This window comes from Halobacillus sp. ABD4_316, assembly GCF_056161385.1.
The window spans coordinates 222717-246670 of record NZ_JBSWZA010000001.1; the positions used below are offsets into that span (position 1 = coordinate 222717).

Genomic DNA, 23954 nt, shown 5'->3' on the forward strand with positions numbered 1-23954 from the left:
AGAAAAATCCGCTGGAATCAGCGGATTTTTCTTTATTTCTTCAGTCGTTCAAACAGTTCGTCATGCCAGGCATAGGCCTGTTTAGAAAGGGTTTCCGGCCCTTGTTTTGTAGGGGATGATTCTACAATCAGGCTTTTTTCATGATCGGATAGATGCTCATAAGAAGCTCTCATTTCTGTGGTATACTCCATATACTTTTTCAAGTGCCATAGAAAATCGTCCATTGGATTCATCGTCATAGTGATCCTCCTCCTCTGGTACTTTCATTCCTTCTTCCTGAAAGAACGAAACATCAAAAAGGAAGAGAATTACATTCATCTTCTTGGGCGCTGATTCCAAGGGGTTTCCGTCCTTTGGCCGAGCAGGGATGGCTGCGGAGTGGAATGAAAAGCGCGGGGAGAGCTCTTTTCCGGCTGCTTCCAGTTTAAATATTGGTATAAGGTCCGTTTCGCACGGGACAAAGACAGCTTCGGCTTAGGGTTGCGGTAGGACTGGTCGACCCGGCCAAGGTGTTCCAGGTGCTGGAAGTCATCCTTTGCTGCTGGTACGTGAAAATAATACCCGCCAATTTCGATCAGAAGAGTGGAATGCTGCTGACTTAAACGAGGATGATCAGAATAATGAAGACCAACTTTCCTGGCCCGTTTCTCCTTCAGCAGGAGGTCGATGGTGTGTTTTTTTATGTCATATAAATGTTTCGGCTCAGGAGCCGTTTTTGCGTGGCGGTTTACGATGAATAATGATTCGGCAATTTCACGGTCGGATAGCTGCTTTCTGTTCATCTAAGATCTCCTTTCCATCCAAGTATAGCGTTCCCTCTATCGATTGACAACATTTTACATTGGTCACTTTTTATATTCTTTTAAATCTTTGATGATCTCGTTGATGCTGTCGGCACTTGTCCCACTGTAATTCTCTAATATGTCCCCGTCAGGACCGACAAGAAAAAAGCTCGTTCCGTGGGCCATCTGATCGGAATCTTCCATTTTCTTGACAGGGGATTGAAAGGATTTGATTGACCATTCTTTGACATCCTCATAGGAATAGCCCGTCAGGAAGTCCCAATTGTCGTAGTCTGGCTGATAGGCATCCGCAAAGCTTTTCAGCACATCCTTCGTATCATTCTCCGGATCCACACTCACAGATACGAGCCGGGCGTCCAGATTTTCCGATTCCAAGTGCTGCTGGAGTCTGGACATATGTCCGGTCATTGGAGGGCAGACGGTTTCACAATTGGTGAAAATGAAATCAACGATCCAGTAGTCCCCTTCATAGGACTGGGGGAGGGTTCGTTCTTCTCCGTTCTGATTGACAGCGTGGAGGGGATTGACATCCTGCGATCCGCATCCCGTTATAAAGAGAACGGTACATAGTAGTCCAAACCAAAGTTTTGCATTCATGTTCCTGCCTCCATGTCTTTAGATGAGTCTAGTGTAACATTCAGGGGAGAAGAGAGGCGCCGGTTCTGTCATCTGTCACAAAACTGTACGAGTCAGAAACCCTTATGCTTGAGCTGGAAGACGGAATATTCCGGCCTGCAGAGAAAACGGTAAGGGAGTCTTGTCGTACCGATCCCGCGGCTTACATATAAGTCGAAGGTTTGTGTGATTGAATAATGTCCTTCCACATACTTATCGGCATAAGGCGGTGTAATCAGATGACCAATCAAAGGGAGCTGCACCTGACCGCCATGACTGTGACCAGAAAGCTGGATATCGACAGCTCTGTCTGTGAAGCGGTCGGCTACATCCGGCTCATGAACCATCAACAATGTGAAAAGCTCTTCATCCGCCCCGTATAAAGCTCTGGCAATGTCCGGTTTCCCGAGCATCACATCATCCAGTCCTGCCAGAGTGAAGGAAGCGTTCCCGTTTTTTATGGATCTATGCTCATTTTGGAGCAGTTGAAAACCGGAGGCATCCATCACCTGATGAATTTTCTCGGTCCCATAACCGCCATGGTCATGGTTGCCGTAAATCCAGTATTTCCCTTTGGAGGTGTGGAGTTTTTTGAGTACATCCACAAGCCTCGGTGAAAAAGGATACGTCTGCGGTTCATCCACCAGGTCACCCGTGAACAAAAGCAGATCAGGCTCTTCTTCATTGATTTTCCGGACAAGCTTCTCAAGTTGTTCCAAATCATAATGAAACCCGAGGTGGGTATCGGAAAACTGCAGTATTTTAAAGTTATGAAAGGCACGAGGTACCTTTGGATGCTCGATGACATACATTTGTCTGGAAAGCAGACGCGGCTCTATATACCAGGCATAAGAATAACCGAGCGCACCGATCCCCACAAATCCGGCTATTCCGGCGGTCATCCGCTTGATAAACTGGCGGCGTGTTAAGTTCATAGCGATTCTCCTCTGAAATTCTTTCGTCATTATATCACGAATTACTGTAAGAAGAAGTCGAATGATCGATTAAATTTCTAAAATGAACAGGAATTCATTTTCCTTTTGTGGAATGTAAGTTAAGAAGTCAAAAAGATGGAGGTACATGATGAAGGATCAAGTAATCATCGTTACTGGTGGGTCAAGCGGTATGGGGCTCCATATGGCGAAACGTTTCGTTTCCGAAGGAGCCCGTGTAGCTATTACTGGAAGGAACGAAGAACGTCTGGCGGCCGCTAAACAGGAAATAGCAGGCGGAGATGAGTCTGCTGTTCTGACCATTCAAATGGATGTCAGGGAAGTGGAGGATGTACAGCGGATGGTACAGGAAACCGTTGATACATTCGGGACCATCGACCACCTCGTCAATAATGCGGCCGGTAACTTTATAGCTCCAGCTGAAGAACTTTCACCAAATGGCTGGAATTCGGTTATTAATATTGTCCTTAATGGTACATTCTACTGCAGTCAGGCCGTTGGCAAGTACTGGATTGAAAACCATATCAAAGGGTCGATCCTGAACATGGTGGCTACATATGCCTGGAATGCCGGGGCCGGCGTCATTCATTCTGCCTCAGCGAAAGCCGGCGTTCTCACGATGACCCGGACCCTTGCGGTGGAGTGGGGAAGTAAGTATGGAATCCGGGCCAACGCCATAGCTCCGGGACCGATTGAACGTACGGGAGGGGCCGATAAGTTATTTCAGTCCGAAAAGGCTGCGCAGCGTACGATTCAATCGGTGCCGCTCGGACGTGTCGGAACTCCAGAAGAGATTGCCGGACTGGCAAGGTTTATTCTTTCTGAGGAAGCGGCTTATATGAACGGAGAGTGTATCACCTTGGATGGTGGTCAGTGGTTGAATAAGTTTCCTTTTTAAACGTTTATCATCCCATTGTGTATAAATGCCGGGAGGAAACAGACCCAATCGGTTCTTCCATGAGCAGGCATGTCCTGTATGAATGAAGACAAACCTATAATCGGAAACTGCCGGGGAAAATTCCCGGCAGTTTTTTGTTTGTTTCAAAGGTTCTTATGCTTAATGGACTTGAACAGCAGGCCTTGTACTTAGACTCCCTCGCTTCTTTGATTCCTTGTTGACGAGGATCCAGCCGTTGATCGGCTATACAACATTCAAGACTTTCGTCATCTGAGGATGGTAAGCCATTCGATCAGTTTTTTATATAAGATGTCACTTTTGTATACCCCCGGTAAGTAATTATGAAAATATGAAACCTACATAGATTTTCAAACGTTTCTTTTGACTATCTATACCTATACCGGGTATATTAAGCTTATCAAAGGAGGCGGAGAACATGTGTGAGCACTCATTACCTGAGAACAGCGGGAAAGCCCCGGTGACGCCAAGAACCGACGATGAAAAGCAGGCCGTCGTAAACAGGCTGCGGAGAATTGAAGGTCAAGTCCGTGGTATCCAGAAAATGGTCGAGGATGACCGTTACTGCGTCGATATTCTCGTGCAGATTTCTGCCATAGATAAAGCCTTGAAACGTGTCGGCTATTCTCTTCTTGAGCGGCATACACACCACTGTGTGAAAGATGCTATTCAAAAGGGAGACGGAGACGAAGCCATTGATGAATTAATGAAAGTCGTCCAGCAGTTCTCCAAATAAGGAGGGATCATGATATGTCAGATACAAAAGAAATACAATTTGGTGTAACAGGAATGACATGTTCCGCCTGTGCTTCCAGAATTGAAAACGTGTTAAATAAAATGGATGGCGTGGAACAGGCAGACGTCAATCTGGCCATGGAAAAAGCGTCTGTTTCCTACCGTAATGATGAAGTCGATGCCAATCAGATCAAAGAACGGGTGGAGAAACTCGGCTATGGTCTCCGCATGGAAAAGCTGGAACTTGATATTGAAGGGATGACATGCTCTGCCTGCTCCTCCCGCATCCAAAAAGTGCTGAGCCGGACGGATGGCGTCAATGAGGCAGCCATTAATCTGGCGACAGAAGCAGGAGTCGTGGAATATGACCCATCGGAAGTCACGGTCGATGATATCATTGCCCGCGTGAAAAAGCTCGGATACGGTGCCGTAGTGAAACGTGACCGGGAGGATCAGAAGGAAAAGAAAGAAGAGGAAATCCAACAGAAGAAACGCCGGTTATGGATTTCGGCTCTCCTTTCCCTTCCTCTGCTATATACGATGGCTGGTCATCTTCCTTTTGGTCTTGCTTTTTACGTGCCTGAACTGCTGATGAATCCGTGGTTTCAATTTCTTCTGGCAACTCCCGTCCAGTTTTACATCGGGGCGCCGTTTTACAAAGGGGCCTGGCGGGCGTTATCCAATAAGAGTGCCAACATGGATGTACTCGTTGCTCTGGGTACCTCGGCGGCTTATTTTTACAGTGTTGTAGAAATGATCGGCTGGATGAGCGCATCAGACGGGATGCCGGATCTTTATTTTGAAACGAGTGCCGTCCTCATTACGCTGATCCTCGTCGGGAAGTTGATTGAAGCCCTTGCTAAGGGAAGAACAACAGCCGCTCTTTCCCACCTGCTGAATCTGCAGGCGAAGGAAGCTGTCGTTTTTAGAGACGGAAAAGAAGAGAAAATTCCTGTTGAACAGGTTCAGGTGGGCGATGAGCTCATCGTTAAACCTGGAGAAAAAATACCCGTCGACGGGACGGTCCGCTCCGGGATGACTTCCATCGACGAATCGATGATTACCGGTGAATCGATTCCGGTCGAGAAAATGGAAGGAGAAGCGGTCATCGGATCCACCATCAATAAGCATGGTACAATCCGAATGACAGCGGAAAGGGTAGGGAAGGATACCGCTCTTTCCGGCATCGTGAAAATCGTCGAAGAGGCCCAGGGGTCCAAAGCTCCCATCCAGCGTACAGCGGATCGGATTTCCGGAATTTTCGTGCCGATTGTCGTCGGAATCGCCTTGATGACTTTCTTAGTATGGATGATCTTTGTATCTCCAGGAGAATGGGGGCCTGCTCTGGAGGCTGCGATTGCTGTCCTTGTTATTGCCTGCCCTTGTGCCCTTGGTCTTGCTACGCCGACCTCGATCATGGTTGGGACCGGTAAGGGAGCAGAACACGGCATTTTATACAAAGGCGGAGAATATTTGGAGGGGACACATAACCTGACCACTATTCTGTTGGATAAAACGGGGACCATTACGAAAGGGAAACCGGAAGTCACGAACTTTGAATCGTTTGATGATCGTTTTGATCTGCTGCATCTCGCTGCTTCTGCAGAATCGGCATCTGAGCATCCGCTTGCGGAAGCGGTCGTTGACTATGCGGGAAAGCAGGAGACAGCGCTGGCAGAACCTGAGCGATTTGAAGCCGTTCCTGGCTATGGGGTCATTGCAGACATAGAGGGACACCACATTATGATCGGTACGAGAAAATTGATGGAACGGGAACAGCTGGATTATGAGGCATATGAATCGAAAATGGCAGATTTTGAGCAGGAAGGGAAAACAGCGATGTTCATTGCTGTCGACGCTGCACTTGCAGGTATTATGGCTGTGGCTGATACGGTGAAGGAATCATCAAGGGAAGCTGTTGCCGATTTGAAGAAGCTTGGTCTGGATGTGTACATGGTCACAGGAGACAACCGCCGGACGGCTGAAGCGATTGCCAAGGAAGTAGGCATTCACGGCGTCTTTGCAGAAGTGCTTCCAGAAGAGAAAGCGGAAAAAGTGAAGGAACTGCAGCAGGAAGGTCATAAAGTAGCCATGGTCGGGGATGGAATCAACGATGCTCCCTCGCTTGCTGTGGCCGATATAGGGGTAGCGATCGGGACTGGGTCGGATGTTGCGATTGAAACCGCAGATATTACTCTAGTCGGAGGAGACCTTGCCCATCTCAGCCAGGCCGTTTCCCTCAGCAGGAAGACGATGCGCAACATCCGCCAGAATTTATTCTGGGCACTCGCCTACAACAGTGCAGGGATTCCGGTGGCGGCGCTCGGGCTGCTCGCGCCCTGGGTGGCTGGTGCGGCCATGGCCTTCAGCTCGGTCAGTGTTGTAACCAATGCTCTCAGACTGAAGCGGGTTAAATTGTAAAGGAGGAACGATAATGGAAACGATGCTCCAAGTAGAAGGAATGACATGTGACCACTGCAAGAAAGCGGTGGAAGGAGCTTTAGCCGGACTTTCCGGTGTGGAACAAGCCGATGTCAACCTGAAATCGGGAGAGGTCCGTGTTTCTCATAACGATACGGTCTCCAATGAAGCTTTGAAAGAAGCAGTCGAAGATCAAGGATACGATGTAGTCTAAATAAAAAACGCTGCGCATAAAGCGCAGCGTTCAGGCTGTAGAAAAAGCCGTGTTATCCAGTTAGAGTTGTCCGCCTGTCGTGTTGAGGGTGACACGTTCCGCTTATCGGTGGATGCTTGCCGCGGGCACGGCCTCAGCTAACTTGGTCAAGAAAACCCTTTTGACCAAGTGGATCTTCGGCTCGCGCTGTTCCCGCAGGCGTCACCACCGAACGCTCCTCGTGCCGATGCCTGTGGGAAGACAGCTTTACCCTCGGATAAAAGAGAACGTTAAGCATCGCTCCTCCGCCGTTTCAAAAGAACAGGACAAGCTGCGTTACTGCGGCCTGCGTGGGAAAAATCCTATCCATGACCAAGTATTGATGACCACTCCTTTGGAAAAAGGTTTCTCTAAAAGCTAAACGCTGCGCATAAAGCGCAGCGTTTTTTTATCCGATGATATAAAAGAAAATCGTGAAGAAGTGAAGGATCGATCCTCCGAGTACGAACAGGTGCCATACCATATGGTGGTAAGTGAAGCTTCTCCATACGTAAAAGATGGACCCGATGGAATAAAGGACGCCTCCTACGACGAGGTAGGTGATGCCGGCAGCTGGTAACTGGGCAGTCAAAGGCTCCCAGGCGAGGACGATGAGCCAGCCCATCAGCAGGTAGAAGACCGTGGACATAAAGACGTACTTTTTCACGAAAAATACTTTGAAAACGATCCCCAGAATGGCAATTCCCCACACGATCCCGAAAAGCGTCCAGCCGAGGGAACTTCTCAGTGGAACGAGGAGAATCGGTGTATACGTCCCGGCAATAAACAAATAGATGGCGGAATGGTCGAAAATCTCAAAGAGATCTTTGGCGCGGCCGGGAGGAAAACTATGGACGAGAGTCGAAGAAGTGTAGAGCAGGAGCATCGTTACTCCGTAAATCGTCACACTTGTAATGTGCCACGCATTGCCTCCGAGACTTGCGAAAACTATCAGCAGGACAAGCATAGCCACACTCAGGACGGCTCCAATTCCGTGAGTTACGGCATTTGCGATTTCTTCCTTTTTCGTAAATGTATGTGTCAGCATCGATTCAACCCCAATATTGTTCAATTATATTCATTATAAGCGGTTAAGAAAAAATTATAAAGACCAAGTGTGTTTTACAGGTTTTGACAGCCTGCGAATCGGGGTATCAGATAATCGTCAACCTGGTCAGAGAGAGATTTGTCGGGAATTGCGGTTCGAGTTTTAGGATGATGTATGATAAACTGTTTATGGTCCAATGAACGTCTCTTTCTGCTCCTTCAATGTTTGTGAAAAAAAGAGGAGTGAAGTAGAACATGGTAAGTTTACAAAAAGAAACACTGCGTATTCCATTAGTATCTGAGCTGATGATTCCATCTGAGAAAGTGGCCCACGTACAAATCAGCAACCCGTTGGAGCATGCCCTGCTCGTATTAGTGAAATCCGGGTATTCCGCTGTTCCTGTACTGGACCCATCCTATACATTTCAAGGTGTGATCAGCAAAACGAGAATTTTAGAGGAAACGATTGGTATAGAAGAATTCGAGATGAACCGTCTTTCTGAAATTATGGTTAAGGAAGTCATGGATGATCAAGTCCCATGCCTCACCAAGGAGCAGACGATGATTGATGCGCTTCACAAACTGATCGATCATCCTTTTGTATGTGTAACAGACGACAAAGGCGAATTCGACGGTATTGTGACCCGTAGAACGATATTAAAACAATTCAGCAAACACTATCATGAAACGTTGAAGTATACCATGCTGGAGACAACATAATCTTCCATCTATGGTAAAATGGATGACATCCACCGGGTGTCATCTTTTTTTTATAACGAAAAAGGTGGAGATACATATGTCGAATACACAACAAAATAGAGGACTGGTCCTCGCTTCGATTATGCTGGCGATGTTTCTGGCGGCTATTGAAGCTACCATCGTTTCAACAGCCATGCCGAGTATCGCTGCAGACCTCGGCGGTTTCCGATGGTATTCATGGGTGTTCTCCGCTTATCTTTTGACGAATGCGGCCACCGTTCTGCTCTTCGGCCGTCTCTCTGATGTTTTTGGTCGGAAACCTGTGTTTATGACCGGCATCGGTCTGTTTTTAACCGGAGCGGTTTTATGTGCGCTCGCGCCTTCAATGGAAGTCCTGATTGGGGCAAGGCTGATACAGGGACTTGGTGCAGGGGCTTTGATGCCGATAGCAACCACCATCGTCGGAGATATCTATACAAAAGAAGAACGGGCCCGGATCCAAGGATGGCTGTCCAGTGTGTGGGGCATATCTGCAGTCGCAGGACCGCTGCTCGGCGGATTGTTCGTCGATGTGCTCAGCTGGCCTTATGTCTTCTGGATGAACCTGCCTCTCGGTATGCTGGCTCTGCTGGGCATTTTATTCTTCTTTAAGGAAGAGAAAACGAAAGAAAAACGGAGCGTAGACCTGCCCGGTTCCGTATGGGTGATGATTACGATCAGTTCCTTGATTGTCATTTTGGTTGAGGGCGGGACAAGCATCCCGTGGCTTTCGTGGGGGATGGCTGCACTGGGTGTGATTTCCACAGGAGGGGCCCTGGCTTTTGTTATTCATGAAAGAAAGATGGAGGACCCGATGATGCCGCTCGACTTGTGGCAGATCCGGTCCATCCGTTACTCCAATGCCACGTCTCTGATTACAGGTATGATTTTGATCGGGGTGAGCAGTTACCTTCCGGCTTTTGTCCAGGGCGTGATGGAGCAGTCCGCTACAGTGGCAGGATTTACCCTTACGACAATGTCGATTGGCTGGCCGGCGGCATCAGCAGCTGCCGGACGGTTGTTTTTGAAGATCGGTTTCAGACCTACAGCTCTCGCCGGCGGTGTTTCTCTTATAGTGGGAAGCATTCTCTTTTCCTTGCTTTCTCCTGAGAAAGGACCTTTATTCGCAGCAGCTGGTTCTTTGTTCATTGGAATCGGGATGGGATTGACGACCACTTCTTTTATCGTCTCCATTCAAAATAGTGTAACTTGGGAGAAAAGAGGGATCGCGACGGCTTCCAACATGTTTATGAGGACGATCGGAAGTGCGCTTGGAGCAGCCCTTCTCGGCGGTCTGCTGAACAGCCGCGTATCTGATGCGATTGAGGAGGCCGGCATGGGCAGTAAATTGAGCATTAACGATACGAACGCCCTGCTCCGGGAAGAAACACGGCTGTCTTTAGGTGAAGAAGCTCTTGCCGTACTGCAGCATGGACTGACCTCGGGACTTCATATCGTATACATCAGTCTGGTCCTTTTAGCGGCCGTAAGTTTTCTACTGATTCTGCAAATTCCGAAAAAAGATTGATAACCCCGGACATCCTTTGATAAAGTAAAGGATGAAAGATACATAAAGGAGGAAGAAATGACTGATGAAACAAATGGATGCCAACGAGATTATTTCTTTTATCTCAAACAGTGAAAAATCTACACCTGTAAAGGTTTATCTTAAAGGTAACAATCTGGAAAGCCTTGAGTTTGGTGACCAGATCCAGGACTTCATTACTGGAAAAACAGGTGTCATTTTCGGAGAATGGAAAGTCATTCAGCCACTTCTTGAACAGTATGAAAATGACATTGAGGATTATGTCCTTGAAAATGACCGCCGCAACTCTGCCATTCCGCTGCTTGACCTGAAGAAAGTCAATGCGCGGATCGAGCCGGGTGCTGTGATCCGTGATCAAGTGGAAATCGGTGATGGAGCGGTGATCATGCTGGGAGCGATGATCAATATCGGATCCGTAGTCGGAGAAGGCACAATGATTGATATGAACGTCGTTCTCGGCGGCCGCGCGACGGTCGGTAAGAACTGCCACATCGGTGCAGGGGCCGTTCTCGCGGGAGTCATCGAGCCGCCTTCTGCCCAACCGGTTGTAGTAGAAGACGGCGTTGTCATTGGTGCCAATGCGGTCGTCCTTGAAGGTGTCACAGTAGGAGAAGGTGCCGTTGTAGCAGCTGGAGCGATTGTAACTGAAGATGTACCGGCAAACACACTCGTGGCGGGAACCCCGGCTAAAGTGATCAAGGAAATTGATGACCAGACAAAATCAAAAACAGAAATCAAACAGGAGCTGCGTAAGCTGGATAACTAATTCCACTTCATAAGCTTTATACAGGCGTAGTCCAAAGTGGGCTGCGCCTGTCTGATACCCTGCGGTCTGCAGGGTTTTTCTATAGAAGGAGTGAGTGTTTTGCAACTGGATCAACTGATAGACATCCGCAGGGAACTGCATCAAATCCCTGAATTGGGATTTGAAGAATTTAAAACACAGACCTATTTACTTTCCTATATTGATACACTGCCTCAGGAAAGGTTAACGGTAGAAACGTGGAGGACCGGTGTATTCGTCTATGTGAAAGGGACAGAAGGGAAGCGGACGATCGGGTACCGCGCAGATATCGACGGCCTGCCTTTGACAGAAACCACCGGTTATCCGTTTTCATCGATCCATGAAGGGCGTATGCATGCGTGTGGGCACGATTTTCATATGACCATTGCCCTCGGTGCATTGACCCGGCTGGCTGAACAGCCAGCAGAAGACGACATTGTATTTCTCTTCCAGCCGGCGGAAGAAGGCCCGGGCGGAGCCGAGCCGATGCTGGCCTCTGAGCCAATGAAACGAATGAAGCCGGATATTATTTTTGCGCTGCATGTAGCTCCTGACCTTCCTGTCGGGACAGTGACTTCGCGTCCGGGCCTGTTGTTTGCCAACACGAGTGAACTTTTCATCGATTTCAAGGGGGTAGGAGGGCATGCCGCCTTTCCTCACCTGACGCATGATATGGGTGTGGCGGCAAGTACGTTTGTTACACACATCCAGCAGATTGTGGCCCGCCGGATGGATCCGCTCGACAGTGCCGTCATTACCGTAGGGAAAATCGAGGCCGGCACTGTACAGAATATCATCGCAGAAACAGCAAGGCTTGAAGGAACGATCCGCACTCTTTCTCCAGCATCCATGAAGCTTGTGAAAGAAGAAATCGAAAAAATCGCGCGCGGGTTTGAAATTGCCCACGACTGCAGCATTTCCATAGATTACGGCTCCACTTATCATCAGGTGTATAACGACAAGGAGCAGGTGGAAGCTTTTCAAAAGGTGATGAATAATCTTTCCTATACGTTCAAAGAAGCCCCTATGGCCATGACAGGGGAAGATTTCGGATACATGTTGAAAGAGATTCCGGGTTTTATGTTCTGGCTTGGGGTGGACTCGGAGGCAGGTCTGCATCAATCTTCTTTAATGCCGAAAGAGGAAGCGCTGGTTGTAGGCGTTGACACTGTCGAACAAACGCTTCGTTCTTTGTAAGCAGGCGTATAGCTTCCCCGCTTATGTGAACACTAGAGAAAGGTGTTTAGAATACGTCAGTAATGGTAAAACATGTGTAGGAGAAGTTCACATAAGCAATGATGGAAAAAGAGGAGGGACGACTCCTCTTTTTCTATAGTGGAGGGGATCGGCTGAAATGGAATCGGTGTTGAAGTTATCTGCAGTAGCGGTTTTAATCATTTTGACAGCTTTCTTTGTAGCGAGTGAATTTGCAATCGTAAAAGTGAGAAAAACACGGATTGAGTCGGCTGCCTCCGATGGGGATAAACGGGCGGGCAACGCCTTGAAAGTGTTGAATGACCTGGATTACTATCTATCGGCGTGTCAGCTCGGAATCACGATCACAGCCCTCGGTTTAGGGTGGCTGGGCGAACCGACACTGGATGTCCTGCTCCGGCCTTTGTTTGATCGTTTTCCGCTTCCTGAAGGAGTTACCCACACGCTCTCCTTTGCGATTGCGTTTTTCGTCATCACATTTCTTCATGTCGTACTCGGGGAACTCGCTCCGAAGACAGTAGCCATCCAAAAAGCAGAAGCGCTCACGCTGGTCTTATCCAGGCCTTTAATGCTCTACAGCAAGGTCATGTACCCGCTGATCTGGCTGTTGAACGGCGCTGCCAATATCTTTGTACGGATGATGGGATTTCATACAGCGAATGAATCTGAAGAGGCTCATTCTGAAGAAGAACTGCGCCATATATTATCCCAAAGCTATCAAAAAGGCGAAATCAACCGTTCAGAATATACGTATGTCGACCGGATATTTGAATTTGATAACCGTACAGCCAAGGAGATTATGATCCCCCGGACAGAAATGGCTGTGATCAATGTCCATCAGCCGGTGTCCAACATCATACGTGAAGTGAAGCAGAATCGTTTTACCCGTTATCCTGTTATAGATGGGAATAAGGATGAAGTGATCGGAATCATCCATATGAAAGAGCTGCTGTTTGATGATGCAGAACATCATACATCCCTCCGGCCTTTCATGAGGCCTGTGATGAAAGTGTTCGAAAATGTGCCCATTCATGACCTGTTGGTGAAAATGCAGAAGGAGCACAACCATATGGCTGTTCTGATTGATGAGTATGGCGGGACGGCCGGTATCGTGACGGTCGAGGATATCCTGGAAGAGATCGTCGGGGAAATCAGGGATGAATTCGATGCAGAAGAGGAACGGGACATCAAACGCTTGAAAAACGGCCACTACCTCGTCGAGGGGAAAACAGCGGTTCAGGATATTAATGAGTACTTCCAGGTACATCTTCACCATGAGGACATTGATACAATATCCGGCTGGATTTATACGCAGGACTATGAGGCTGAAGAAGGGACAGTTGTCGTGAGCAGCGGCTATTCCTTTAAGGTTGTCGATATGGTGAAAGGGCAGATAAAAAAAGTGGAAATATGGAAAGTGGAAGAATGAGAAAACGCCCGGATAAAATCATCCGGGCGTTTTTCTGTTATTCTTCGTTTTTATGAACGTAGACTTGATGAGGGAACGGAATTTCAATGCCTGCAGCATCAAGCGCTTCTTTCATCGCTTTTCTCAAGTCGCGTTCCACGGCCCACTGTTCCATGTTTTCCGTCTTACCAAGAATACGGATGACGATATCGGATGATCCGAGGCTTTGGACACCAAGGACGTCCGGACCTTCTTTGAAGCGTTCATCCTCTTGGAAGTCCTGAGCCACTTTCTGCAGGACAGCCATTGCTTCGTCAATGTTCTCATCATACCCGATGCCAATGTCCACAAGGGCACGCATGTTGCCGCGGGAGTGGTTGGCTACACCTGAAATGTTGCGGTTTGGAATGAAGTTCAACGTTCCATCAAAGCTCCGGATGCGGGTTGTGCGGATGCCTACTTCCTCGACAATTCCGTCATAACCGCCGGCGGTTACGTAATCATCCACTTCCACTTGACGTTCAAGCAGGATGAAAAAGCCGGTGACAATGTCTGACACAAGACCCTGGGCTCCGAAACCGATCGCAAGACCAACGATTCCTGCACCGGCAAGGAGAGGGCCGATTTCAATGCCGACAGCACTGAAGAGCATCATGACGAGGATGAAAATAAGAGCATAGGAAAAGAGGTTAACAGAAAGTTTCTGTAACGTTTTATTCCGTCCTTCGGAGAGTTTCCTCTGGGTACTTAAGCGGTTGATGGCCGATTCGATGGCTTTACGGCCGAGTGGTTTTGCAATAGCATAACCGATCAGGAGTACGAGCACTTTCAAGCCGACTTGAATGAGCAGTTCGACAAGCTCTGAGAGGTTAAATTGCATTCCTTCTTCAAATAAATTCATAGCTGCATGGAGCTCCTTTCTTTATGTCCTTGTACTGACCTCTCTAATAGAATAGCGGAACGTAAGGGATGATTTCAATGATTTGTCGAAAATACGCATAAAACTTCGCATATCCGCTTGCGTTTTTTACATTTCTTTCTATTTGCCAAGAGGCGTATAGGGACACCCTAATCTTGTGCATATAATGGAAAGACATAGGCAGGCGTGAGCTGTTCAGGCTGGACAAGATCCAAAAGCCGGGGAAGGGAACCCAGGAGCCATTTGCTGAGATCCTGCGGTAAAGCGGGAAAGGTCTTAACAGAAAATTTTAAAAATTATTTCAAATGGGTGGCAATTTATTTCGATACCCGATATATTTATAAATACGTTGACAGCGAAGGAGGTCATGATTTGGATACGTTCAAAAAGTTGAAACAGTTTTACTGGCCGTTTAAAAGTTATTTTTTATGGTCCATGTTCGCCCTGCTTTTTGTTACAGCTATTACCGTGGTTTATCCGATTGTCCTGCAGAAAACGATTGACGATGCCGTATCAGGGGAGCAGTACAGCTTAATTCCCTATTTATGTGCTGCTTTTATCGGACTTATGATTGTTAAAGGAATCGCTACATATTTCAACCAGTATTATGGAGATTATTTCGGCATACGTTCGGTTTACACACTCAGGGATGAAATTTACAAGAAACTGCAGCGTCTGCCTTTCCGTTACTATGACAACGCGAAAACGGGGGATCTGATGTCCCGTTTGACAGCGGATGTGGAAGGCTTCCGGTTCTTTTTATCCTTTGGCTTTTCAGAACTGCTCCGGATTGTCCTGTTGATTGTGATCAGCTTGATTGTCATGTTTTACTATTCCGTTCCTCTGGCACTGGTCACGATGGCTGCAATGCCGTTTCTTGGGATAGTCGTCTACCGGTTTGACCGCCGTGTGCACCCGGCTTTTCGTAAAATCCGGAAATCATTCGGTAAATTGAATACAAGAGTACAGGAAAATATCAGTGGAATGAACACGGTAAAATCTCTTTCCAGAGAGGATTTTGAAATCGGTCGTTTCTCCAACCGCAGCAATGACTACAGGACGAAGTATATCGACACCTCCAACATATGGTCGCGTTATTTTCCGCTGATGGAGTTTATCGGAAACGTGTCGGTTGTGGCACTGCTGGCCTATGGCGGGTATCTTGTCATCAATGGCTCGCTCCAGCTTGGAGAGCTGGTGGCCTTTTTCAGCTTTGTATGGTATATCCTCGGTCCATTGATGAATCTGGGGTTTGTCATCAACCAGTTTTCACAGGCCAAAGCATCCGGCGAGCGGCTGCTTGAGATATTAGAAGCTCCGGAAGAGATTACCGAAAAGGAGGATGCCATCCATCAGGAACGACTGAAAGGCCATGTCACCTTCAAGGATGTCACACTGACGTATGTGGAGGATGATGACTCAGCACTAAAGGAGATCAGCTTTGATGCCCCACCTGGGAAAACGATCGGGTTAATCGGAGCTACAGGGTCAGGCAAGACGAGTATCACCCAGCTGATTACCCGTTTTTATGAACCGGAAAAAGGGGAGGTGCTTGTCGACGGCCGGCCGGTTTCGGATTATGGATTGAGAACCCTCCGGAAGAATATAGGCTTCGTGCTCCAGGAATCGTTTTTATTCTCGACTTCGATCAAGGAAAATATCGCCTATGGTAATCCAGATGCGACTATGGATGATGTGATTGATGCAGCCAAAAGAGCCCAGGCTCATGAGTTTATCATGGAGTTGTCCGAAGGCTATGATACGCTCCTTGGAGAGAGGGGCATGGGATTATCCGGCGGACAAAAGCAGCGGATTGCGATTGCCCGTGCGATTCTTATTGACCCTGCTGTCCTCATTTTGGATGATGCGACCTCAGCTGTGGATATGGAAACCGAGTTCAACATCCAAAAAGCTCTACAGGAAGTCATGAAAGGCCGTACGACATTCATCATTGCCCACCGCATTTCCTCGTTGAAGCACGCCGATGAAATCATCGTTCTCGAAGATGGAAGCGTGAAAGAACGCGGGGTGCATGAAGAGCTGTTGAGCAATGGAGGACCGTATCAACGCATTTACGATATTCAATACCAGGACAAAGAAAAGATTCTAAATACAGCTTCCCATCGATGAAAGGAAGGAGGGACATTCTATGGCAGGAAAAAATAAACACTTAAACCGTTTCAAATATTCACAGGATCAGGCCATTGAGAAGCCTTTTAACTGGGCACAGATGTGGCGTCTGCTTACGTACATCAAGCCGTATACAAAAAAACTTCTGCCTGTATCCATTATTTCCATGCTGATTTCCACGCTCGTCCGGCTGATTGTACCGATTTTAATTGGTAAGGTGGCTATTGATACTGCGATTGCAGAAAGAGACAACGGTTTATTGATCCAGCTGGTGCTGGGAATTGCAGGCTTGTATGTTCTCAGCTACATCGCCAACGCCTTGAGGATTAAGTATGTCAACATTCTGGGGCAGAACGTGATTTATGATCTCCGACAGCATTTGTTTTCCCATGTCCAAAGGCTGTCGCACAAGTTTTTTGATTCAAGATCTGCCGGTTCCATTCTCGTGCGGATTATGAATGATATCAACTCGCTTCAGGAACTGTTTACAAACGGGATCATCAACCTTCTGATGGATATTGTTCTCTTAACTGGGATCATCGCTATTCTGCTGGCACTCGATCCGAAGCTTGCCCTGGCGATTCTCGTGATCATGCCGCTGATGTTCTATATTTCCACGAAGCTGCGCCGGAATATCCGACGCTCCTGGCAGCAGGTACGAATCCAGCAGTCCAGGCTGAATTCCCACTTGAATGAAAGTCTGCAGGGCATTCGGATTACCCAGTCCTTTACACAGGAGAAGGAAAATACCGAATACTTTGACGGGGTGAACACGGATAACTTTCTCGCATGGAAGGAAGCGACGAAAAAAAGCGCGATGTTTCGTCCGTTTGTCGAAATGAGCAATGCCATCGGTACAGTCATCCTCGTTTCATTTGGGGCCTGGTTGATTCTTCAGGGAGATATCCAGGTCGGAACGTTTGTATCGTTCGCCTTCTTCCTTGGGATGTTCTGGGAACCTATATCCAGACTGGGGATGATGTACAACCAGCTTCTTATGGCGATGGCAGCCTCTGAACGGATCTTTGAATTCCTGGATGAAGAACCAAATGTCGAGGAGAAGAAAAATGCCGTGGAACTGAAGGATATGAAAGGTCACATCGAATTCGACCATGTTCAGTTTGCCTACGATTCCAAGCGGATAGCTCTTCATGATATCAACCTTGAGATGAAACAAGGAGAAACGGTGGCCCTTGTTGGACATACGGGATCAGGGAAATCTACGATTGCCAACTTGATCAGCCGTTTTTACGACCCAACCAAAGGTGCCGTCAAAATCGATGGGGTGGATTTGAAGGATGCTTCCATTGATAGTATCAGACAGCAGATCAGTGTCGTTCTTCAGGACACGTTCATTTTTTCGGGAACGATTATGGAAAATATCCGCTTCGGGCGTCCGGGTGCTACGGATGAAGAGGTGAAAGAAGCGGCAGAAGTGGTAGGAGCGGATGGTTTTATCCAGCGCTTGAACAACGGCTACGAAACCGAAGTAGAGGAGCGGGGGAATATTCTTTCAGCCGGAGAACGGCAGCTTCTCTCCTTTGCCCGGGCCCTGCTTGCCAATCCGAGAATTCTCATTCTGGATGAAGCAACAGCGAGTATAGATACAGAAACCGAATTGAAGATTCAACAGGCTTTGAAGAAGCTCCTGAAAGGGAGAACAGCCATTATGATCGCCCACCGCTTATCAACGATACGTGAAGCCGACAACATTTTCGTGCTCGAGCATGGAAAGATTCTTGAGCAGGGATCTCATGATGAACTTATGGATCAGCACGGTGAATATTATGAACTTGTAAAAGCCCAGTTCCAAATGCTGGATGCCATATAATAAATCACCCTGTAGAAAAATTCTACAGGGTTTTTTCTTTTGAACAACGTTAGAAAAGAACGGAGGAGGGGAACAGGCAGATAGGTCGACAGGACGGATGGTGTGCGGTACGATAAGAATCGAAAAGACTTTGTGAAGTTTGTCACAAAATAGTCATCATCTTGAATACCACAACGGTGTTTTACGTTTTATACTAATCCCAGAACAGATTTTGAGATTATTCCTGGGTAGGAGGGAACGAATTAAGATGTTTGGATTCGAAACCGTCGAAGTGAGTCGTGCGCTCACTGCGATGACATTACTATTTCACGCCATTTTCGCAACACTGGGAGTCGGGGTCCCCGTCCTCGTGTCCATTGCGGAATTCATCGGAATCAAGCGGAAGGATCCGCATTACACTCTGCTCGCCAGGCGCTGGACGAGAGGGTATACGATTACGGTCGCTGTCGGAGTTGTGACAGGGACGGCGATCGGTCTGCAGCTGTCACTCATCTGGCCGAGCTTCATGAGGCTTGCGGGGAACGTGATTGCTCTGCCGTTATTCATGGAAACCTTCGCCTTCTTCTTTGAGGCGATTTTCCTAGGGATCTACTTATATACGTGGGACCGGTTCAAGAAGCCGATCTACCACTGGCTGTTATCCATTCCTGTGGTCATTGGAGGCACGATGTCCGCCTTCTTTATTACAACGGTGAATTCGTTTATGAACACGCCCCAGGGTTTTGAGCTGGAAGAGGGCCGTTTTACATCGGTGGATCCACTTGCTGCGATGTTCAATCCTGCGACACCGACGAAGGTCTTTCACGTCATATCTTCCTCTTATTTAACCGCTGCAGCGGTGCTTGCAGGGATTGCTGCTTTCATCATTTTGATAAAAAAAGGATCCCTCTATCACAAAAAAGCATTAAAACTTACAATGACTGCCACTTTTATCTTTGCTATGCTTACAGCGCTTGCCGGTGATTTATCGGCGAAGTTTCTGGCTGAGCATCAACCCGAGAAGCTCGCTGCCGGGGAATGGCACTTTGAATCCGAAGAAGGCGCTGACCTTGTTGTATTCGGTACGCTGAATGAGAACAATGAAGTCGAAAACGCGATCAGGATTCCCAATGCTTTAAGTTTCCTCGCTCACGGCGATTTTAATGCAGAAGTGGAAGGGCTCGAGGAAACACCTGAGAACGAGCGGCCTCCCTTATGGATCCACTATATGTTCGATCTGATGGTATCGATCGGCTTTTACACCCTGGGGATTTCCCTGCTGTTCCTTGTGCTCTGGAAATGGAAGAAAGGAAACCCGTTCCATCCTATTCTCTTGTGGGGAGTAGCAGCGGCTGGTCCTTTGACGATGCTCGCGATTGAGTTTGGCTGGATTTATGCCGAAGTCGGAAGACAGCCGTGGATTTTGAGAGGCTTTATGACTGTTGCGGAAGGTTCGACGACATCTCCGTACATCGGCTGGATGTTTGCGCTGTTTGCTGCCGTCTACCTTGTGCTCGGTGTTGGATGTCTGCTTACGTTACGCAAAATATTCAAAGGCAAGCCTGCCGAGCTTGAACTGGAGCACCGCTTTCCGAATACAGCCGCAGCCAGCAGGGAGGGACAGTCATGAGCTATGAAATCATCGGGATATCCGTCCTCTGGTTGTTCCTTTACGGATATTTGATCGTCGCATCTGTAGATTTTGGTGCTGGCTTTTTTGCCTATTATGCAAGAATGACGAAAAAGGATCATTTGATTAATCAGCTGATCTCCCGGTACCTCTCTCCGGTATGGGAAGTGACGAATGTTTTCTTCGTCTTTTTCTTCGTCGGTCTTGTCGGATTCTTCCCGGATATGGCGTATTATTTTGGGCAGTCCCTGTTGATTCCGGGAAGTATTGCGATTGTTCTCCTTGCTATACGGGGATCCTTTTATGCGTTTGAAAACTATGGATCCAAAGACAACTCCCTCTACATGTTCCTTTACGGAGCGACAGGGCTGCTCATTCCGGCCTCTTTATCCACCGCTCTGACGATTTCAGAGGGAGGCTTTATTGAAGAAACGGAAAATGGTGTGCAGCTTCTTTTCGGAGAACTGTTCTCAAGCCCTTATTCATGGAGTGTCGTTTTTCTCGCCATCGTTTCCGTTCTTTACATCAGCGCGATGTTTTTAACGTATTATGCCCATCGTGCAGGAGACCGCCCGGCACTTGAAATTGTCAGGAAGTATGCCCTGTTCTGGAGCTCTCCGACCATCATTGCCAGCCTCACGACATTTATTGCTTTGAGTCAGCAGAATCCAGAGCATTTTCAACGGGCGATTGACTTGTGGTGGGTGTTCGGAATTTCTGTAGGGTTCTTTATAACTGCATTGTTCCTCGTCTATACAGAAAGGTTTTACGGATGGGCCTTTATTGCCGTCATGCTTCAGTTCTTCGTAGCTTTCTTTGGGTATGGAGCGTCTCATCTTCCGTATCTGCTTTATCCGTACGTGACGATTTCCAATGCGGTGACGAATGAATCGATGGCTGTGGCGCTTGTCATTGTCTTTATTGCAGGTCTTTTCCTGCTGATTCCATCGCTGATTCTCCTCATGCGCATGTTCTTGTTTGATGCAGATTATGTGAAGGGGAAAAAGTAGCAGAGCTCCTTCTCTACGCTTACTGAAGAAATACACCTTCATCATGTAAGGTCACGGATCGCTTATTGGCGGATACCAGCCTGACCAAATAGATATCGATAAAAGGGAAGAACCTCTGTTTGACAGACGTTCTTCCCTTTTTGCTCTGCAAGACAATAGTGGTAAAGAACCTGTTTCTTATGAATACCCCGCCTTTCCCCGGTCCCGTCTGAATGGTAGGAGCTTCTTTAGGCAGTGGAAGAACAAGTGGTTTCTACTTTTTTTATGTGAGGAACACAATTGTGTGATAGAATAAGCATAGATTTTTTACGTGATAGATGGGGGTCGGGAAAGATGAAGAAAGAATTTGCCGTCATTGGTCTTGGACGATTCGGGGGCAGTATATGCCGCGAATTAAGCCGTGAAGGAATGGAAGTACTGGCGCTTGACCTTGATGAGGATAAAGTCAATGAATACAGGGATATCGCGTCTCATGCCGTCATTGCAGATTCGACGGATGAAAATGCCCTGAAAGAACTTGGATTCCGCAACATTGACCATGTCATTGTTGCCATAGGTGACAATATACAGGCCAGCATGCTGACTACTTTGATTCTAAAAGAAATGGGCATCAAAATGATTACGGTCAAAGCCCAGAATGATTACCACGAAAAGATCCTGAACAAAATCGGTGCCGATCAAGTCGTCCACCCGGAAAGAGATATGGGGAAAAGGATTGCTCATAATATAATTTCCAATAATATTCTGGATTACATCGAGCTTTCCGATGACCACAGCGTTGTCGAGGTGAAAGCCGGCAGTAAAATGGGCGGACAGACATTGGTGGACCTCGATATCCGTGCGGAATATGGGTGTAACGTCGTTGCCATTAAGCGGGAGAAGGATGTGATTGTCTCCCCGATGGCTACGGAGGAAATCAGGGAAAGTGATGTCCTGATCGTCATTGGTGCAGACAAAGATATCAGCCGCTTTGAAAAAAATCTTGTTGTTGAGGACTAAACCAGAAGCCCCGGTTCCTATATGGAATCCGGGGCCTTTATTATAAGTGTTTATAAATAATAATAAGGACATGCCGCTCATTGGTCTCATTCGGAGGCGAGATTCAATCAGCTTTTCCTTTTTAAACAGCAGCCCCCTCGTTTAACAGGACGCTCGACTTTATTTTTCGTCGTTTCAATAACGATTGGGGTTGGGGTTTGTTTCATGGTCCGGTTGACCTTAACCAGTCTTTTTCTTCTTTTTTCTTTCATAGCCACCTCTCCTTACACCTTGATACTGTAGTATAAGCACACTATGGAAAAAGGGAAGGGCGCTTAACGCTCCCCGATATGAAATGGGTGCTTTACATAGCGGCCGTCCCATATGGAGTAGCAGGCGGAGCGTGGAGAATGGAATTTGTAGGAGATGATCACCATTTTCACCGTGCTGTCCTGGTGACTTTGAAGATCATAAGAGGAGGGCACGGGTGCTGTTCCCGGATGGGTATGATAAACGGCCAGCACCTGCTGCCCTGATTGTTCAATGGCTTCAAGGGTGGAAGAAACGATGGTCTTACTGACAAAAAAACGGCGGGGGGAAGGGCGTTCGTTCACAAGCGGCCAGATTTGCTCAACCTTTTCACCGTGACCCGAGATCAGTCCGCAGGCTTCATTCGGCAGGCAGGTATACCCGTGATCGACCATTTGCTCATATAACCTCTGATCAATCCTCACCATTATCCGTTCCACTTCTGAAAGATGGAAAAGATCGAAGAGAATTCCCGTTTTTTAGCAGGGGTCTCCTTCTCCAATAACGGTTCTGACCGAGGAGAGACGATTTCCGGCTTATGCCTCTGCGTGATTTTAGCCTTTTCGATGGAGACAGGGGAGGTGCGTTTCATCCCCTTGGAGGCCTGTTGTTCAGGGAGAGTTGATTCCTCTGCTGGAATGGCCGCGATGGTATGAGCGATGGTTTGAACCAGCGCTTTTTTATTTTCAGGCTCTTTCTGAATTGTAGTTACCGCCGGCGGAGTGTGGGAACTCACGGTCTGGGCGGGTTCTTTATCGTTTTTTTTTGAAGTTGACTTTAAGATGGTATTTTTGACAGGTTCTATAAACGGGTGGCGGGACGACCGTTTCTGTCCTCTCCGGGTCGACTCTTGTGCGGTTGGGTAGTTTTGCTGATACTGGCCCGGTTGTGGTGGATAGTAGGAGGCAGGGCTGGAATATGGATAAGGCTGCTGGGGAGGGTAATAGTCCTGTCTCTGGGCTGGATACATGGGCGAGGAATGCAGCATCGTCTTCAGTCTCCGATACTCTGAAACTTTAGGTCCTGCCTGCTCTTTCGCCGTCGTCTTCTGTTCGGTGTATTCCTGCATCTTCTGCGCTTTCATTTCCGCTTTTAACTGATCAATTTCACTTTTTAACCGGTCATTCTCAGATTGCTGCACTTGTTCCTGTTCACGATCGTCCTGCTGTTCAATAATCACATTCATTTTCTGAATTAAATCTTTCAATTGCAGGCGGTCAAGCTTTTCCTTGATGTCTTCCACATCATCTTTCAATAGATGAACATGCTCACTCAGTTGCTGAACTTGAGCTGTGAGCTGATTCGTTCGCAGCTCAAGCTGCTGGTTGAATTCTTCCATTTTGTTGATAACTCCTTCTAACAATAACTTATAATGAAGCGGATCTTTTCCCCTGTACCCATCCTCCACCGTCCAGTCACCATTTTCCAGAGATTGGACCATCTCCTTAAAAAGGTTGATGTTCCATTTTAGGAGCTCCACATGGTCCGGGCCTGTATGGCTGAACTGTCCCATCATTCATCACCCTTACCAGCACAGTATTATAGTATTGATTCGTTCCTGATCCGTGACACATCGCTGAGGTGTTTTTAAGACACCTGCCCACGGTTGTGAAACGGCTCTTTTTACATATCAGCCTATGCCCACCTTTGGGATGTTATGTGTGGAACATTTCCTTTGGGCTGGACAGACACCATATGAGGTCTCCTGCATGTAATATAGGTGTTCGCACAAAATTGTAAAATCCCACCAAACAT

At 47.5% G+C, this 23954-nt stretch carries 23 protein-coding genes; 14 read left to right on the forward strand and 9 right to left on the reverse strand.

The genetic code is table 11. The features are described from left to right. Positions 1 to 32 precede the first annotated feature (32 nt). From ACXAJH_RS01315 to ACXAJH_RS01330, 4 genes are all read right to left on the reverse strand, one after another. Positions 33 to 239 carry a hypothetical protein gene (locus ACXAJH_RS01315; protein ID WP_035531270.1) on the reverse strand — a complete coding sequence of 69 codons (207 nt, stop codon included), beginning with the start codon at positions 237 to 239 and terminating at the stop codon, positions 33 to 35. Between the two features lie 75 nt (positions 240 to 314). Further along, on the reverse strand, positions 315 to 782 hold the full coding sequence (locus ACXAJH_RS01320) for a YkyB family protein (protein WP_474968349.1): 468 nt from the start codon (positions 780 to 782) through the stop codon (positions 315 to 317). Between the two features lie 63 nt (positions 783 to 845). Beyond that, positions 846 to 1400, reverse strand: a complete 555-nt coding sequence (locus ACXAJH_RS01325) for an SCO family protein (RefSeq protein WP_474992901.1) — start codon at positions 1398 to 1400, stop codon at positions 846 to 848. Positions 1401 to 1492: 92 nt separating this feature from the next. Next, positions 1493 to 2353 carry a metallophosphoesterase gene (locus ACXAJH_RS01330; protein WP_474992903.1) on the reverse strand — a complete coding sequence of 287 codons (861 nt, stop codon included), beginning with the start codon at positions 2351 to 2353 and terminating at the stop codon, positions 1493 to 1495. A gap of 148 nt (positions 2354 to 2501) precedes the next feature. Here ACXAJH_RS01330 and fadH point away from each other — a divergent pair, with 148 nt between their 5' ends. The 4 genes from fadH to copZ all read left to right on the forward strand — a co-directional run bounded on the left by fadH (position 2502) and on the right by copZ (position 6657). Further along, positions 2502 to 3269, forward strand: coding sequence for a 2,4-dienoyl-CoA reductase (fadH, locus tag ACXAJH_RS01335; RefSeq protein WP_474992904.1), 768 nt, complete (start codon positions 2502 to 2504; stop codon positions 3267 to 3269). A 436-nt stretch (positions 3270 to 3705) separates the two neighbouring features. Then, positions 3706 to 4023, forward strand: a complete 318-nt coding sequence (locus tag ACXAJH_RS01340; protein WP_474968353.1) for a metal-sensing transcriptional repressor — start codon at positions 3706 to 3708, stop codon at positions 4021 to 4023. A gap of 14 nt (positions 4024 to 4037) precedes the next feature. Continuing rightward, the gene (locus tag ACXAJH_RS01345; RefSeq protein ID WP_474992906.1) at positions 4038 to 6443 is read left to right on the forward strand and encodes a heavy metal translocating P-type ATPase; all 2406 of its coding nucleotides are present in this window, start codon (positions 4038 to 4040) and stop codon (positions 6441 to 6443) included. A 13-nt stretch (positions 6444 to 6456) separates the two neighbouring features. Then, a complete protein-coding gene (gene copZ / locus ACXAJH_RS01350; protein WP_474968355.1) occupies positions 6457 to 6657 on the forward strand; it encodes a copper chaperone CopZ in 201 nt (66 codons plus the stop codon). A 427-nt stretch (positions 6658 to 7084) separates the two neighbouring features. On the opposite strand, the gene trhA is transcribed toward copZ, so the two are convergent. After that, positions 7085 to 7723: a PAQR family membrane homeostasis protein TrhA gene (gene trhA, locus ACXAJH_RS01355; RefSeq protein ID WP_474968356.1), complete on the reverse strand. Its 639-nt coding sequence runs from the start codon at positions 7721 to 7723 to the stop codon at positions 7085 to 7087. A gap of 254 nt (positions 7724 to 7977) precedes the next feature. Here trhA and cbpB point away from each other — a divergent pair, with 254 nt between their 5' ends. The 5 genes from cbpB (at position 7978) to ACXAJH_RS01380 (ending at position 13434) form a co-directional block, all read left to right on the forward strand. Next, on the forward strand, positions 7978 to 8442 hold the full coding sequence (gene cbpB / locus ACXAJH_RS01360) for a cyclic-di-AMP-binding protein CbpB (RefSeq protein WP_027954032.1): 465 nt from the start codon (positions 7978 to 7980) through the stop codon (positions 8440 to 8442). A 76-nt stretch (positions 8443 to 8518) separates the two neighbouring features. Then, a complete protein-coding gene (locus ACXAJH_RS01365) occupies positions 8519 to 9988 on the forward strand; it encodes an MDR family MFS transporter (protein ID WP_474992908.1) in 1470 nt (489 codons plus the stop codon). A gap of 64 nt (positions 9989 to 10052) precedes the next feature. After that, positions 10053 to 10772, forward strand: coding sequence for a 2,3,4,5-tetrahydropyridine-2,6-dicarboxylate N-acetyltransferase (gene dapD / locus ACXAJH_RS01370; RefSeq protein WP_474992910.1), 720 nt, complete (start codon positions 10053 to 10055; stop codon positions 10770 to 10772). A gap of 99 nt (positions 10773 to 10871) precedes the next feature. Next, positions 10872 to 11987: an N-acetyldiaminopimelate deacetylase gene (locus ACXAJH_RS01375; RefSeq protein ID WP_474971540.1), complete on the forward strand. Its 1116-nt coding sequence runs from the start codon at positions 10872 to 10874 to the stop codon at positions 11985 to 11987. 157 nt (positions 11988 to 12144) lie between these two features. Continuing rightward, a complete protein-coding gene (locus ACXAJH_RS01380) occupies positions 12145 to 13434 on the forward strand; it encodes a hemolysin family protein (RefSeq protein ID WP_474968360.1) in 1290 nt (429 codons plus the stop codon). Positions 13435 to 13471: 37 nt separating this feature from the next. Here ACXAJH_RS01380 and ACXAJH_RS01385 read toward each other — a convergent pair whose 3' ends face one another. Continuing rightward, complete coding sequence (locus ACXAJH_RS01385; protein ID WP_474968361.1) at positions 13472 to 14314, reverse strand: mechanosensitive ion channel family protein; 843 nt, start codon at positions 14312 to 14314, stop codon at positions 13472 to 13474. Positions 14315 to 14704: 390 nt separating this feature from the next. On the opposite strand from ACXAJH_RS01385, the gene ACXAJH_RS01390 reads away from it, so the two are divergent. The 5 genes from ACXAJH_RS01390 (at position 14705) to ACXAJH_RS01410 (ending at position 21911) form a co-directional block, all read left to right on the forward strand. Beyond that, entirely contained in the window at positions 14705 to 16462 is a 1758-nt protein-coding gene (locus ACXAJH_RS01390) for an ABC transporter ATP-binding protein (protein WP_474971539.1), read from the forward strand. 19 nt (positions 16463 to 16481) lie between these two features. Next, the gene (locus ACXAJH_RS01395; RefSeq protein ID WP_474968363.1) at positions 16482 to 18293 is read left to right on the forward strand and encodes an ABC transporter ATP-binding protein; all 1812 of its coding nucleotides are present in this window, start codon (positions 16482 to 16484) and stop codon (positions 18291 to 18293) included. A gap of 247 nt (positions 18294 to 18540) precedes the next feature. Next, positions 18541 to 19902: a cytochrome ubiquinol oxidase subunit I gene (locus tag ACXAJH_RS01400; protein ID WP_474968364.1), complete on the forward strand. Its 1362-nt coding sequence runs from the start codon at positions 18541 to 18543 to the stop codon at positions 19900 to 19902. Beyond that, a complete protein-coding gene (locus tag ACXAJH_RS01405; protein WP_474992912.1) occupies positions 19899 to 20912 on the forward strand; it encodes a cytochrome d ubiquinol oxidase subunit II in 1014 nt (337 codons plus the stop codon). Before ACXAJH_RS01400 ends, ACXAJH_RS01405 begins: the two co-directional genes overlap by 4 nt. Positions 20913 to 21245: 333 nt before the next feature. Next, complete coding sequence (locus ACXAJH_RS01410) at positions 21246 to 21911, forward strand: potassium channel family protein (protein ID WP_160835446.1); 666 nt, start codon at positions 21246 to 21248, stop codon at positions 21909 to 21911. 107 nt (positions 21912 to 22018) lie between these two features. Here ACXAJH_RS01410 and ACXAJH_RS01415 read toward each other — a convergent pair whose 3' ends face one another. The 3 genes from ACXAJH_RS01415 to ACXAJH_RS01425 form a co-directional block, all read right to left on the reverse strand. Beyond that, positions 22019 to 22162 carry a hypothetical protein gene (locus tag ACXAJH_RS01415; RefSeq protein WP_156896443.1) on the reverse strand — a complete coding sequence of 48 codons (144 nt, stop codon included), beginning with the start codon at positions 22160 to 22162 and terminating at the stop codon, positions 22019 to 22021. 63 nt (positions 22163 to 22225) lie between these two features. Further along, positions 22226 to 22627, reverse strand: a complete 402-nt coding sequence (locus tag ACXAJH_RS01420; RefSeq protein WP_474968366.1) for a M67 family metallopeptidase — start codon at positions 22625 to 22627, stop codon at positions 22226 to 22228. After that, positions 22627 to 23712 carry a hypothetical protein gene (locus tag ACXAJH_RS01425; RefSeq protein WP_474992914.1) on the reverse strand — a complete coding sequence of 362 codons (1086 nt, stop codon included), beginning with the start codon at positions 23710 to 23712 and terminating at the stop codon, positions 22627 to 22629. The genes ACXAJH_RS01420 and ACXAJH_RS01425 overlap by 1 nt, the downstream gene beginning before the upstream one ends. Positions 23713 to 23954: the final 242 nt, after the last annotated feature.